This is a genomic window from Photobacterium halotolerans DSM 18316 (assembly GCF_000425165.1).
In the GTDB taxonomy this organism is placed as follows: domain Bacteria; phylum Pseudomonadota; class Gammaproteobacteria; order Enterobacterales; family Vibrionaceae; genus Photobacterium; species Photobacterium halotolerans.
The window spans coordinates 167,675-181,862 of record NZ_AULG01000013.1 but is presented as its reverse complement, the minus strand read 5'-3'; the positions used below and the strand labels follow the sequence as shown (position 1 = coordinate 181,862).

The window sequence follows — 14,188 nt, the reverse complement described above, 5'->3', positions numbered from 1 at the left end:
TCCCCGAAAGGAGCAGCGACGTTGCTGTAGTGATCAATTTTTCAGTGGCGCGTGACGTTAGCGCCGGGTCATATACGGTTCAGGCTCAGCAGCAGGTTTTTCGCAATCTGCCCCAAACTCTGGCTGTTGTGCATGGCAGCTTCACGGAGCAGGCGATAGGCCTCTGCTTCATCCAGCCCCTGATGCTTCATCAGCAGCCCTTTGGCCTGCTCTACCAGCCGCCTGTCCTCAAGGCGGCGATTCAGCGTCGCCAGCGCATTTTCCATCTGACTTTGGCTGTCCCTGACCTGGCATGCCCTTTCTACCCATACACTCAGCGCCGTTGCTGAGTCTGCCGGTAAAAGCACATAGCCATTAGGTGCAGGGAGCCGGTCGATATCCTGATGCTCAAGCTGCCGGAGCAGTACCACCAGCGGCCACCGTTGGCTGTCTGCATGGTCTACCAGCATCCTCAGCTCGGCATCGGCTCTGGCCCAGCTGATCACCAGTGCACTGTCCTGCGTCTGTGCCGTCAGTGCCGCAAGCTGGCTGAAGCGACAACCGATAACATTGTCATATCTGGCCGCCAGTTCGCCGGTCAGCTTTGCCTGCTCCCGGGTGCAGTCGCTGCAAACCAGTATCTGACTGGTGTCTTTATGGTTGGTGGCGACTTGCTTTCGATCTGACTTTGCCATTGGCCTGTCTTCCCTGTACACAATGGTTCAACACGCATTCATACATAAAGAAGCAAGCAATCAGCCACTTAGTCAAAATCAGCCGTAAAATACCTCTTTAGGGTTAGTCTCGGTGGTATCGTTGCAGTTAAGTGCTTGATTAAGGGTGGCACGCAGTGCAACAACATCGCCGATGATGAGTAATGCCGGTGACTGTCCTTTTAATGCCTGCCCCAGTTTGGTGAGCTTGCCCAATGACGACACATGGACTTTTTCATCCGGCGTGCAGCCTTTAATGACCACAGCCAGCGGTGTGTCCTTGCTCAGGCCGCCCAGTGTCAGGCCGCTGTGGATCTCTCTGGCCTGCTCGAGCCCCATATAAAAGACGATGGTCTGTCCCGCGCCAATCAGTTGCGCCCAGGCAGGTAACGCACCGGACACCACATGGCCGGTGACCAGAGTGACTGAACGGGACATTTCTCTGTGCGTCAGCGGGATGGAGGTGGATGCCGCGCAGCCAATGGCAGCGGTAATGCCGGGCACGAAATCAAACGGGATCGCCTCTGCCGCCAGCGCCAGCCCTTCTTCCCCGCCACGGCCGAAGATCAGCGGGTCGCCACCTTTCAGGCGCACCACATAGCGGCCTTGTCTGGCCTGCTCGATCAGTACCTGATTAATGGCTTCCTGCTTCATGCTGGGCTGACCGCAGCGCTTACCCACATAGATACGCTCGGCATCCGGGTTCGCCATCGCCAGAATGGCGTCACTGACCAGGCGGTCATACACCAGCACTTCGGCCTGCTGAATAGCTTTGAGGGCTTTTAAGGTCAGCAACTCCGGATCGCCCGGCCCCGCCCCCACCAGACTGACGGAAGGGCGGTGCGGCACCGACTGGAGCCGGGTTACCGTCGCTGTGCTGTGTGTCGATGTCATTGGTTTTGCTGTACTCATACCTGTTCTCCTTCCGTCACTGCTTCTTCCGTGTTCACTTGCGTCTGTCTGAGCAGCGCCTTTACTTCGCCAAGGCAAGACCCGCAGTTAGAGCCGCATTTGAGTTGCGCCTGCAATCCCGCCAGGCTGGTCAGTCCATTGCGCTCAATGGCTTGTACAATCTGCCTGTCCGTTACCCTGAAGCAGCTGCACACCAGTTTTGAGGGTGCCTGTCCCTGGATCGCCAGTGCCAGAAAAGCACTGACCGAAAACGCCTTGTCAAACAAGCCGGTATAGGGCTGGGGATCAGACCGGAGTGGCTGCTCGCTCACAAGGCACATGGCGGTTAACCGGCTGTCGGCTGTCATCAGCGCCGTCCAGCCGCCGTTGCCGGTATCGTCAATCACCAAGGCCTGCGGTGTGATGCCGTACAGGTGGGATTTAGACAGCGGCGTGCGGCAGGCAAAGCGCCAGATATTGATCTTTTCTCCGGTCTGGAAACTGAGGAAATCTGTCTCAAACGGCGGTGGCAGCGCGCCCATCCAGATCCCGTAGCTGGCCGCCCGGGCCGGTGACAGCGTCACACCAGCCGATTTGAAGGCAGGCTGGCCCGACACGGGATCAACCTCAGGCGCAACCATCTGGTTGACCCGGCTGGCAAAACCAAATGCCCCGGCCCAGTGCATCGACATGTAGAGCTGGTTTGGCGACAAGCCATCATCGACCGCCAGCTTGGCCAGCATGTGGTTGCCGTTATAACCCAGTGACACCAGCTGTCCTTCGCTGAGCTGATTTTTACTGGCCGAGAGCGGATGAATATACACAGTCGGCTCGGTTTCGCTTTCGGCCAGCCTGGCTATATGCCCGGTGCGCGTCATAGTGTGCCATTGATCGCGCTGACGTCCGGTATTGAGCCACCAGACGCCGGGCCGGGTCGCTTGTTCGTTATGACGAACAGTGATCAGACTGGCGCGGCCGCTGGCGGTCGGGAAGACCCCGTCACTGAACAGGTGTGACTCCCTGCCCAGCGGCCAGCGCTGCGGTTGCCAGTGGGCATATTCAGCATCCGTCATTGACGCTAACGCTGAAATATCAAACAGATAAGGTGAATTCTGGTTAATGCGGCTTAAGGCCGCGTATTCGCGATACACATCCGCCACCGTGGCGAAATCAAACCCGCTGAAGCCCATTGTTTTAGCCACTTCACAGATAGCCCACCAGTCTGCTTTGGCCTCGCCGGGAGGAGGCAGAAACGCCCGCTGACGGGAGATCATCCTTTCAGAGTTTGTCACCATGCCGTCTTTCTCGCCCCAGCCGGCCGCCGGCAGCAACACATCAGCAAATGCTGCCGTGTCCGCTTCCGGCGAAATGTCCGACACCACCACGTACTCGCAGCGCGCCAGGGCTTGCGCCACTTTGCGGCTGTCAGGCAAAGACACCACAGGGTTGGTCGCAATAATCCAGACAAACTTGATCTTGCCCTGGTGAATCGCCTCAAACAGCTCAACCGCTTTGAGCCCGGGTTGAGTGGCCATATTCGGCGCCTGCCAAAAATCGCCGACCGCTGAGACAGATTGCGGATCAAAGCCTCTGTGGACTGCCAGCTGGTTTGCCAGCCCGCCGACTTCGCGGCCGCCCATGGCGTTGGGTTGCCCGGTCAGCGAGAATGGTCCGGCCCCCGGTTTACCGATTCGTCCGGTGGCCAGATGACAGTTAATAATTGCGTTGGCTTTATCGGTACCGTTGGCCGACTGATTAATACCCTGACAAAACAGGGTCAGGGTATGCGGGGAATCTTTGAACATCGCGTAAAAAGCGTTGAGCTGCTCCCGGCTCAGCCCCAGCGTCTCCGCGCAGCGAGCCAGACGGTATGGCTCGCGGCTGATTTCAGCTTTCAGCGACGCAAAGCCCTCACAATGCCTCGCGATAAAATCGTCATCCAGCGCATGGTGATCAGACAGATAACGCAGCAGGCCGTTAAACAGCAGCACATCGCCGTCGTTCGCAATCGGCAGGTGGAGATCGGCCTGCTCCGCCGTTGTCGTCCGTCTGGGGTCGATCACGACCAGACGCAGATCCGGGTTTGCTTCACGGGCCTGCTGAATACGGCGAAACAATACCGGGTGCGTCCAGGCGGTATTGGCGCCGACGATGACGATAAGATCCGCTGTTGCGATATCGTCATAATGAACCGGGACCAGATCTTCACCGAACGCCCGGTTATGCGCCGCCACCGCCGAGGACATACAGAGCCGTGAATTGGTATCGATATTGGCTGTACCAATAAAGCCTTTCATCAGCTTGTTGGCAACATAGTAATCTTCTGTCAGCAACTGACCGGATACATACATGGCCACACTGTCCGGGCCGTGTTTGGCAACCGTTTCCTTCAGCTTCTGTGCGATAGCATCGGTGGCAGCAGACCAGCTGACTTCCTTGTCCCCCAGGCGCGGATACAGCAGGCGATTGGGTATGTTCAGGCTTTCTTTCAGTGCGGATCCTTTGACGCAAAGAGCCCCATGATTGGCAGGATGAGAGACATCACCGACTATTTCAGGCTGCTTGGTCAGGCTGCCGGACTGAAACTTGCCTTGCACCGCCACACCACAACCTACACCACAATAGGGACAGGCTGACTTCACTGCTTCACCTTGCTTACATCCTGCAACCTGACCGGCTGTGTTGCTCATATTCTTCTCCTTCGCGTCCCGCTTAGCGCCGGTTTCAGGCATAAAAAAAGCCACGCCCCCGGGAGAGGACGTGGCTGCAATGCCTAAAACCAAAGTATCAAGTGTTGAATGTCGTGTACCTTAGTTGTTTTGCATCTTGTGTGCCAGTTTTCACCAAACAGCCAAAGTTGTTTTATTTCAGACAATTATCTCTGATAACAACACCGCCGCATGATGCCGCGCAGGTTAAGACAGCCAATCTTAGTGCACAGCTGCACTGAGTTGGGGAGCCCCTTAGCCAAGCCGCGCCTGCCGCTGCCTGAACCACACCCGGCCGAACGTGTTGAACAGGGTCGCCAGTACAATCAGGCTGACACCCACCACTTTGTTCCACACCAAAGTCTGCTCAAAGAAGCTAATCTGCCAGATGAAAGCAAACAGCAGGTTGGTCAGAATCAGCGGCGCCAGGCTGGAGCCGGATTCCACCAGGCGGTAGGCTTTGACCCGAAAGACCTGGGTATTGACGATGCAGACGGCCAGCAACAGCAGCGACGGTAACAGCAGCGATTGCAGATCGGTTAGCTGCTGCCAGCTGGCTGCCAGCCTGTCAGTGCTGTGGGTAAAGAGTACCAGCGGCAGCAGCATCAGGCTGGCGAGCGTAAAGCACCAGGCATTTAAGCCAAAGGCCGACATGCTCCCTTTACTCACCCGGTACAGGCTGACCTGGGATCCGGCATTGAACACCCCCGCCGCTACCCCGACGATCAGCTCCGGCCGCAGGGCAAAACCGCCGGCATTGCCCGCCATCAGTACCACCCCTAAAAAGGTGATCATCAGATTCATGACCGTCATCGGCGGAATCCGGGTGTGAAATAACAGTTTTTCTAACACAGGAATAAACAGCGGCCCGGTACTGAACAACACCACAGTTTCCACCAGACTCAAGTGGCTCAGTGAAAAAAGGAAGCACAGCTGAGCGGCAGCAACACAGAATGCCCGGATCCCCAGTGACTGCCAAAGCTTTTTGCTGTCGGGTACGGCCCACTGAGTCAGCGACATCAACCACATCAGTAACACGGCTGGTATTGAGAATCGCAGAAAACTGAGCATTTCTACGCTGATCTGATCACTTAACAGTTTGGACACCAAACCGTTTACCGACAGACTGAAGGTGGAAGCCAGCATGAAAAAAAGAGGGCGCAAATCTGTTGTCATTAAGTACTCCTTAGCTGGTGAGGAGTCTAACGAGGTTACAAACGATAAAAAAGCGAATAATATTAACCAAAACTGTTAGAAAAACTTACAGATGAGAAAACTCGTAGCACTGAAATCACTCTATGCTTTTGTAGCGGTGGCAGAAACGGGCAGCATGACTGACGCTGCTGAAGCCCTGCATGTCAGTCATTCGGCTATCAGCCAGGCGATAAAATCGCTGGAAAACCAGCTTGGTTTGCCCTTGTTCCAGCGTGTGGGCCGCCGGGTGGAGCTGAACAGAAATGGTCGCAAATATTACCGCCAGGTGGCTCCGGCACTCGAACAGATAGTGGCTGCCGGTGAATCCTTACAGCGGCAGAACCCATACCGGCTGACGCTGAACATGGTGAACTCGCTGGCGCTGCACTGGTGGATCCCCAGAGTGCCCGATTTTCAGGCTCTGGCGCCTCAGATTGATATTCGTATTTCTACCCTGACCCATGTGTTTGATCTCGACAAAGAGGGGGTAGACGTTGCTTTGATTCACGGCCGTTCAGATGACTGGCAAGGCTATCATTGCGAAAAGCTCGGTGACGACCAGTTGATCCTGGTTTGCGCGCCGTCACTCATCGACACCAACAGTGCGCTCAGCGCAGACGCCATGCTGTCGGCCCATCACCCCATTTTTGTCACCAACCCGAGGCGTGAGAATGACTGGCAAATCTGGTGTCAGGCCAATCAGCTGCCGGTACCGGCCCAGCGTCACAACCTTTGCTTTACCGCTTCGATCCAGGCGGTGCAGGCAACGCTGAGGGGATTGGGTATATTGGTCACCCATCGCCTGTTTGTCAGGGATGAAATCAGGCAGGGACTGCTGACGGAAATCGGCCCGTCTGTACGCAATCCTTACCAGTCCTACTATTTTGTCTGTCAGAAAGAAAAGCTGGTTCAGGAAAGTGTATTAACACTGCGGACCTGGCTGCATCACGAATTCCGGCTGGCAAGCACATGAACAGACAAGGATTACTCTTCTTCCGCCAGCAGCAGGTAATCAGAGAACAGAAAATTGCCTAACAGCATTGACTGGTTCTCAGCGCCATCGAAATAATCCAGATAAAAGCGCACCAGCAAATAGCCGGGAGAATCCCCCTGACCGAGATCTAAAATATTGAGGGGAATTTCCAGCGCTTTGTCCTGCTTCGACTGAAGTACGACAGGCTCGGCCAGGGTCACAGTCTCATCATTCGCCGGTCCCAGACTCATACCCTGTGCGGGAACCGTGAGCCTTGGCGGTATATGTTCGCCGGGATACCCCGTCCGGGCAGGCGCCGTGACGACAAATACCCGCTCACTGCGCACCGTATTCAGGGTGGCCTCTCTTGCCCCGCTGTTGGTAAAGCTGAAACGCAGGGTGGGCTGCAGCCCGGCATTCACCTCATCTTCTATATAGGCCACAGGTTGGGGTAAATCACTCAAAGGCAGATTGGATAACTTTCCCAGTGCGTCGTAGCGGTAGTAATGCGGCACACCGTCATCCTGGATATAAACATCCAGCCGCGACAGCAAGCTGCCTTTAGCGTCCGGATCACGTTTGATGTGATAAATATACAGCGCATTCTGGCGCGCATTCGCCTGCAGCAATCCTTCAACCACCAACTGAGAGGGAGAGGCAAACTGCTTCATCTGATCTGTGTGCTGAAGATATCCGGGATCCCCGCACAACAACCAGGGAGGCATGATGGCTGACCAGCGCTGGCACTCGCCGGGGATGGGATCTTGTTCAGTCGATGCCTCTCGCTCGGCAATCAGAGCGCTGTACTCTTTCTGGCTCATGGTGACCAATTCGGGCAAAAGAAACACCGACTTTTCCCCCGAAAACGGGGGCAGCGCAACGCCGGAAAGATGTAACTCAGCAGGTCTGGTATTATGGGTGTAAATATTAAGTACCACAGCCCCCAGGATCATGGCGAGCAACAGCGGCAGTATGAACCTCAGCAACAGATTTTTTTTGGTCATGACGACAACTCAGCAATCAGCACCAGGAGATTGTGCTAAGTATAGCCTTCCTGCGAGTACCATTATTTACTGTACTGGCCATTTGCTTCACTGGCCGTAACGCTCACGAAACCAGCGCTGCAAAAGATTCGTTACAATGAATAACACATTGTTTCTTCAGGTACATATCACAAAATAAAACGATAAAAGGCAAATCCCGCATTCAATTATGAGCAGAAGGGCATACGCAGCCGCTCATTTAACTTATATTAGTGCACTCAACGGCACCTTTGTGTTCCTGTTCTGTCACATCATCAGTCAGGAACTTCATCAGGTGGTAACAGTCGAATGCTTTTGTGCGACTGAATAACAGATTTATTTTCTCTTAATCTAAGGATGCTGACTATGTGGCAACTTTCCGATCTGGCTCCCCTGCTGTCTGACCATGATGGTTGGGAAGTCGACGTACAGGGTCAGGCGTTACTGATCCGTAATGAAGACAACATTGAAGCTTTTCTGGCGGTTTCAGGTGAGCAGATTCTGGTCGAAGTCTTATTATTTGACGCCGGGCAGGTGAAAGACACCGATGCACTGAACCGTGAAATACTGCGTACCCATAAGATGTTCCCGTTGTCGACCATAGGGATCAATGAAATCAATGGCAGCGATTACTACATTGCCTTTGGTTCACTGTCTTCCCAGTCAAAAGCAGAAAGCGTCGTGATTGAAGTCGCCACGCTTTTCCGTAATGTTGAAGCCTTTATTGATTTGTACCAGGACTTCCTCAAGGAGCAAACGGCATGAGTGTCTGGAAAAAACTCTTCACCGCAATGAAAGGCGGTGCCAACGAAGCCGCAGAAGCCGTCGCAGACAGCCAGGCGCTGCGCATTCTCGATCAGGAAATCCGTGAAGCCAAAGCAGAGCTGCGCCGCTCTGATGAAGCGCTGGTTGGCATAGTGGCCAAACGGAAACTGTCTCAGCAAAAAGTGGAAAGCTTTAATCTGGGGATCACCGAATACGAAACCTATGCCCGTAACGCCATGGACAAAGGCCAGCAGGACTTAGCACTGGAATGTGCACAGAAAGTCGCCAGCCTGCGTAATGAACAGCAGGCCGAACAGACATATCTGGATCAGTTCACTCAATCAGAGCAAACACTGAGAACCAACATCGCTCAGGCCAAAGACAAGCTTCGTCAGCTGGAGCAGCAAGTGGATGTGGTGAAAGCCAATGAAGCGGTGCAAAAGGCGCAGTCTGCTGTGTCATCCGGTCACGTCGGTGCCAATGCAAAAATGCATACCGCGGCCTCGTCGCTGGAGCGTATCAAGCAGCGTCAGGCGGAAAAAGCCGCTCAGCTGGAAGCGTCTGCAGAAATGGCAGCCGAACAATCCGGCAGTGCACTGGACAAGAAACTGGCCGACGCCGGAATCAGGAGCGGGGGCACGGCCTCTGCCGAAGATGAACTGGCACGCATTCTTGGTCGTCAATAAGCGGTAGTCCCGGGGGCTGAGGCCATAACGATGGCTGATCAGCCCTTAGGATTGAGGAGAAAGGCATGTCTATCTGGTTGTTGGTCCGCCGCTGGGCCCATCAACAATTCAATCAACTCAATGGTCGAAATCTGCTCATTACGCTGCTGTGCTATGTCGGCTTGTCCTGGTTACTTCTTAAACTTGCGGGTGAGCAGGCGCTTACACACTCATTAACCCACTTTTTCTACTATCTGGTTGTGACGGCTTCTACCGTCGGCTACGGCGATTATTCCCCGGAAACCCAAGCCGGAAAATGGGTGGTCGCCCTGTTTGTCATTCCGGGCGGTCTGGGTCTGTTCGCCATTGGTATTGGCCGCCTGGCTACGCACTTTATTGGCTATTGGAAAAGTGGCTTGCTCGGAAAACGGAGAATTAACGTGGAGAACCATATTCTGGTACTCGGCTGGAATAACCAGCGAACCTTGCACCTGATTAAAATGCTGCAGCACGAAGAGCGACAGCGTCGTCACATTGTGCTGTGTGTCCGCCCTGAAATGGAAAACCCGTTGCCGGGTGAGATTGATTTTGTGCGGGTGGTCAGCTTTACCGACACCACTGACATGGACAAAGCCGGTGTCAGCAAGGCAAGCTGTATCATCATAGATAACGAGCAAGACGATGTGACGCTGGCAGCAGCACTGTATTGCTCAAGCCGCAACCCCGATGCGCATTTGCTCGCCTACTTCACGGATGAAGGACTGAGCGACTTGCTGAAATCGCATTGCCCCAAGGCCGAATGTATTCCGTCCGTGGCGGTTGAAATGCTGGCCAAAGCCGCCGTCGATCCGGGTTCCAGCGAGCTTCACCATGAACTGCTGAGTACCCATCACGGCATGACGCAGTATGCAGTCCGCTATCCTGAAACAGCAGCCCCGACACAAATCAGTCGCCTGTTTACCCTGTTCAAAGAAGAACACGAGGCCACTCTGATAGCTATCGATCGCGGACAGGGGGTGGAATTGAACCCGCCGCTGGATCTGGCCGTATTGCCCGGCGCCAATCTGTTCTATATCGCCGATGAACGTGTCAATAATTTCAACTGGCCGTCTTAAACCGGCAAGGAGTAACTATGTTCGACTGGTTAAAAAAACGCAGGCAAGCTGAGACCACTGAGCCGGCCGCCCCAGAGATCATCGGTCTTCGCCTAGGCGGTGCTTTTGAGCTGGATGATTTAAAACTGCGCCTTACCGAGCCGTCTCTGATGATTGAAGGCGCAGCGCGTACCCAGCTTATCCAGGCGGTCGGGGAAGTCTGGCTGGACGAACAGACACGCCTGGTACGCTATTACACCGATGACGAGGGCTTTGTTCAGGTGCTGGCTCATGGTGCCGGTGATGCCGATGTCAGCGAGGTAAAACTGTTTTACTTTTTTGACAGCAAACCTGTCGATACGGACAGTGAATGGCAGCATTTACTGGACAAAGGGATAGTCAAAGGCCAGTGGCAGCTGGAAGACTTCACTTATCAACAAGTGTGGGAAAACAGTCGCCCTGTTGCTATGACAGAAAAAACCTGGCTGCAGAACGGGACGACCAGTTCTACCGATCAGTTTGTCATGGTATACGAGAGAGACGCAGAAGCCGCGGTAAAAGAAGTGCTTCTGGTGTCTGCAGAAGAGAAAATATTCAACAACAGGGCCGAGCGCAGCCTGGTGTTGAGCACAGGATTTGACCTCAGCCCGACAGATTTTAAACTTATTGGCTGAGTCAGATAATAACCACTAAACATTTATAATTTCAGGGATTTACATGGATCTTTTGACACAATCACTCGCCGGGCTAGGCTCATTTGTCGTTTATTTTGCCATTTCTATCGTGTTCTTGATGCTGTTCAAGATCATCTTTGTCCGCATTACCCCTTATGACGAGTGGAAACTGGTCAAAGAAGAAAAAAACACCGCTGCGGCCATTACCCTGTCCGGTTCTATTCTGGGTTATGCGCTGGCGATCTCCGGTGCTGCCAGCAACTCGGTGAACTTCATTGACTTTTCTATCTGGGGTGTCGTGGCCTTACTGGCGCAGATGCTTGCCTATGTGATTGTCCGGGTTGGTTTCATGCCCCGTATTGCCGAGCGTATTGAAGCAGGTGAAATCCCTGCCGGTCTGCTGATGGCTGCCACCTCAGTGTCAGTTGGCCTGCTCAATGCGGCCTGCATGACCTATTAAGGGGGACTGTCATGAAACGGACTAAAGACGTCAATCTTTCCGGCATGCGAAAACAATGGCGCCCCTTTGCCATTGCACCTGTTACCGCAGCCATTACAGCGGGATTGCTGACCGGTTGCAGCGATCCACAGGAAGATGCGGTGATTTACCATACGGTCAATGACTGCAAAGATGACAACCCGGGCTATTCCGAGCAGTGTGAAGCGGCCTATCAGAATGCACTGCAGGAAGCAGAGCGTACAGCACCGAAATACAAAAACTTGCAGGACTGTACCACTGAGTTCGGCATGAACTCTTGCATGAAATCGACGGAAAACAACTGGTTCATGCCTGCAATGGCTGGCTTTATGTTTGCCCGGCTGCTGGACAGTAACCGCGGTTACTACAGCCAGCCAATGTTCAGCTCCTACTATCCGGGCAGCCGTTATTACGGCCGCTGGACTACTGCCGACGGCTATGACTACGGTTCATACCGCTATAAAAACTCAAAGATCAAAGTCGGTACGGAACAGATGAAACCCAAGCCGACCGTCAGCCGCACCATCTCGCGCGGTGGCTTTGGTTCCAGTGCGGCGGCAAAATCCAGCTGGGGCAGTTCTTCCAGCCGGAGCTGGGGCGGATAATCTGACCTGATGTCACCCAGAGCGCCGACAGGCGCTCTTTTTTGGCCTCCGAATTTACAACTCAGACCAATCGCCTGATAACTTTTTTATCAGCCCAGTCAAATTGATACATTTTCCTTAATAAACAAGGATATAAATTAACATTTAGAGCTAAAACCCAAAAGTAGACCAAGCTCACACTTTGAACACTAAGCAAAAAATTGATAATATCCACACGTTTTTCATAAGCAGAAAATCTGGAATACCTGCTTAACAAGAGGCCATAGCGCAAAATTTTGCTTTTGATATGGCCTATTTCACTGTCCGTTGAATTGATTTATATCAATTTTCACCAAGGCCTCTGCCACTATCATGGCGCACCCCTAATCGGACACAGCAACCGTAAGATTTGAAGGATTTATGGAAATTAAGTCAGATTTAAATAAACCGGTATTTTTTACCTCGGCAATTTTCATTGCCGCTCTCTCTTTTATAGGCGTGATGTGGCCGCAAGCCATGGAAGCCTATTTTAAAAATATTCAAGGTTGGATCATCGCACAGGCTAGCTGGATCTACATCCTGGCTGTCGCCATCTTTTTGATCTTCCTCATTCTGGTCATGTTCAGCCGTCTGGGTGATATCAAGCTTGGGCCCGATCACTCCGAACCTGATTACAGCTACAGCTCCTGGCTGGCGATGTTATTTTCCGCCGGTATGGGCATCGGTCTGATGTTCTTCGGCGTCGCAGAACCTGTCATGCATTTCACATCTCCGCCTGTCGGTGATCCGCAATCGGTAGAAGCGGCGCGTGAAGCGATGAAGATTACTTTCTTCCACTGGGGATTACATGCCTGGGGTATCTACGCGCTGGTTGCACTGGCGATGGCCTACTTTGCGTACCGCCACAAGCTGCCATTACTGCCACGCTCAGCCCTGTACCCTATCCTTGGTGACAAAATCTATGGCCCTATTGGTCATGTGATCGACATTTTTGCCGTGATCGGTACGCTGTTCGGTGTGGCGACTTCTTTGGGCTTTGGTGTGGTGCAGGTCAATGCGGGCTTCAACTATCTGTTTGATATGCCGCAAAGCACCACAGTTCAGGTGATCCTGATTGCCGCCATCACTCTGATTGCCACCGTCTCCGTTGTTCTGGGCCTGGACGGCGGTATCAAACGTCTGTCGAACATCAATATGTTCCTGGCCGTTCTGCTGCTGGCCGTTGTCATCATTGCGGGTCCAACCGCTCTGATCATGAAGTCTTTTGTGCAAAACACCGGGGCTTACCTGAGTGATATCGTAAACAAAACCTTCAACCTCTATGCTTATGAGCCGAAAGAAGACTGGATCGGTGGCTGGACCCTGCTTTACTGGGGCTGGTGGGTATCCTGGTCACCGTTCGTGGGTATGTTCATCGCCCGTATTTCACGTGGCCGTACTATCCGTGAATTCCTGGTGGGCGTACTGCTGATCCCATCCCTGTTCGGCTTCCTGTGGTTCACCGCCTTTGGTAACACCGCCATTGATGCCATCATGAACCACGGTGCGACTTATCTGAGTCAGGCTGTGAGTGAAAATGTGCCCGTTGCCCTGTTTAAGTTCTTCGAGCATATGCCTATGTCGACAGTACTGTCAGTCATCGGTGTGGCACTGGTGATCACTTTCTTTGTGAGTTCTTCCGACTCCGGATCGCTGGTTATCGATACCCTGACCTCTGGCGGTGCGGCTGAACCACCGGTTTGGCAGCGTATCTTCTGGGCCGTGATTGAAGGTGTAGTGGCCGCTGCGCTGCTGGCTGCCGGTGGTCTGTCTGCCCTGCAAACTATGACCATTGCCAGCGCTTTCCCGATCATGATTCTGATGCTGCTGTTCTGTTACTGCCTGTTCAAAGCACTGCGCAATGACTACATGCTGCAAAACAGTATTCAGACACACAACACCAGCGTGCAGTACACCCAGGCCAGTGTGAGCTGGAAGTCCCGCATTTCGGCCATGGTGAACCATCCAAAACAGGATGAAGCTGAGAATTTCATGGCCTCAACCGCCATACCTGCTCTGAAAAACCTGGTCGAGGAAATGAAAGTTCAAGGCCTGGCGGCCAAACTTCAGGTGCTGGATGAATCGAGTGTCCGGTTAGTGGTTGAGAAAGAAGAGGTGGAAGATTTTGCCTATGGCATTCGCCTGCGCCACTTCGCGCTGCCAGCCTATGCCAATGAATCGTATAACGATTACTACCGCGCAGAAGTCTTCCTGCTGCAGGGCGGCCAGCAATATGATGTGATGGGTTACAACCAGGAACAGATCATTGCCGATGCCTTAACCCAGTACGAGCGCCACATGCACTTCCTGCATCTGGCAACGTCGGAAAACATTCAGGAAGAACCTGCCCTGTCATAAGGTTTCAGTTTCTTGATACGACTGAACAAGCCAGCATCCCTATACGATGCT

At 53.4% G+C, this 14,188-nt stretch carries 13 protein-coding genes; 8 read left to right on the top strand and 5 right to left on the bottom strand.

Annotated elements, in window-relative coordinates; translation table 11 throughout:
• Positions 1-68 precede the first annotated feature (68 nt).
• The 4 genes from H511_RS0102070 to H511_RS0102055 all read right to left on the bottom strand — a co-directional run bounded on the left by H511_RS0102070 (position 69) and on the right by H511_RS0102055 (position 5,467).
• Entirely contained in the window at positions 69-674 is a 606-nt protein-coding gene (locus H511_RS0102070; RefSeq protein ID WP_051287703.1) for an ANTAR domain-containing response regulator, read from the bottom strand.
• 78 nt (positions 675-752) lie between these two features.
• A complete protein-coding gene (cobA, locus tag H511_RS22240) occupies positions 753-1,604 on the bottom strand; it encodes a uroporphyrinogen-III C-methyltransferase (RefSeq protein ID WP_051287701.1) in 852 nt (283 codons plus the stop codon).
• Entirely contained in the window at positions 1,601-4,273 is a 2,673-nt protein-coding gene (locus H511_RS0102060; protein WP_051287700.1) for a nitrate reductase, read from the bottom strand. The genes cobA and H511_RS0102060 overlap by 4 nt, the downstream gene beginning before the upstream one ends.
• A gap of 273 nt (positions 4,274-4,546) precedes the next feature.
• Positions 4,547-5,467 (bottom strand): DMT family transporter, encoded by a 921-nt coding sequence (locus tag H511_RS0102055; RefSeq protein WP_027250816.1) that lies wholly within the window; start codon positions 5,465-5,467, stop codon positions 4,547-4,549.
• A gap of 91 nt (positions 5,468-5,558) precedes the next feature.
• Between H511_RS0102055 and H511_RS0102050 the strand changes: the two genes are divergently transcribed.
• On the top strand, positions 5,559-6,458 hold the full coding sequence (locus H511_RS0102050) for a LysR substrate-binding domain-containing protein (RefSeq protein WP_027250815.1): 900 nt from the start codon (positions 5,559-5,561) through the stop codon (positions 6,456-6,458).
• An 11-nt stretch (positions 6,459-6,469) separates the two neighbouring features.
• On the opposite strand, the gene H511_RS0102045 is transcribed toward H511_RS0102050, so the two are convergent.
• Positions 6,470-7,462, bottom strand: a complete 993-nt coding sequence (locus H511_RS0102045; protein ID WP_027250814.1) for a hypothetical protein — start codon at positions 7,460-7,462, stop codon at positions 6,470-6,472.
• Positions 7,463-7,846: 384 nt separating this feature from the next.
• Here H511_RS0102045 and H511_RS0102040 point away from each other — a divergent pair, with 384 nt between their 5' ends.
• The 7 genes from H511_RS0102040 (at position 7,847) to H511_RS0102010 (ending at position 14,137) form a co-directional block, all read left to right on the top strand.
• Entirely contained in the window at positions 7,847-8,245 is a 399-nt protein-coding gene (locus H511_RS0102040; protein ID WP_237582802.1) for a DUF2170 family protein, read from the top strand.
• Entirely contained in the window at positions 8,242-8,931 is a 690-nt protein-coding gene (locus H511_RS0102035; protein ID WP_027250812.1) for a PspA/IM30 family protein, read from the top strand. Before H511_RS0102040 ends, H511_RS0102035 begins: the two co-directional genes overlap by 4 nt.
• A 65-nt stretch (positions 8,932-8,996) precedes the next feature.
• Positions 8,997-10,025, top strand: a complete 1,029-nt coding sequence (locus H511_RS0102030; protein ID WP_027250811.1) for an ion channel — start codon at positions 8,997-8,999, stop codon at positions 10,023-10,025.
• 17 nt (positions 10,026-10,042) lie between these two features.
• Positions 10,043-10,678, top strand: a complete 636-nt coding sequence (locus H511_RS0102025) for a YjfK family protein (protein WP_027250810.1) — start codon at positions 10,043-10,045, stop codon at positions 10,676-10,678.
• A 43-nt stretch (positions 10,679-10,721) separates the two neighbouring features.
• A complete protein-coding gene (locus H511_RS0102020; RefSeq protein WP_027250809.1) occupies positions 10,722-11,138 on the top strand; it encodes a DUF350 domain-containing protein in 417 nt (138 codons plus the stop codon).
• A gap of 11 nt (positions 11,139-11,149) precedes the next feature.
• On the top strand, positions 11,150-11,761 hold the full coding sequence (locus H511_RS0102015) for a DUF1190 family protein (protein WP_027250808.1): 612 nt from the start codon (positions 11,150-11,152) through the stop codon (positions 11,759-11,761).
• Between the two features lie 399 nt (positions 11,762-12,160).
• Complete coding sequence (locus tag H511_RS0102010) at positions 12,161-14,137, top strand: BCCT family transporter (RefSeq protein ID WP_027250807.1); 1,977 nt, start codon at positions 12,161-12,163, stop codon at positions 14,135-14,137.
• Positions 14,138-14,188: the final 51 nt, after the last annotated feature.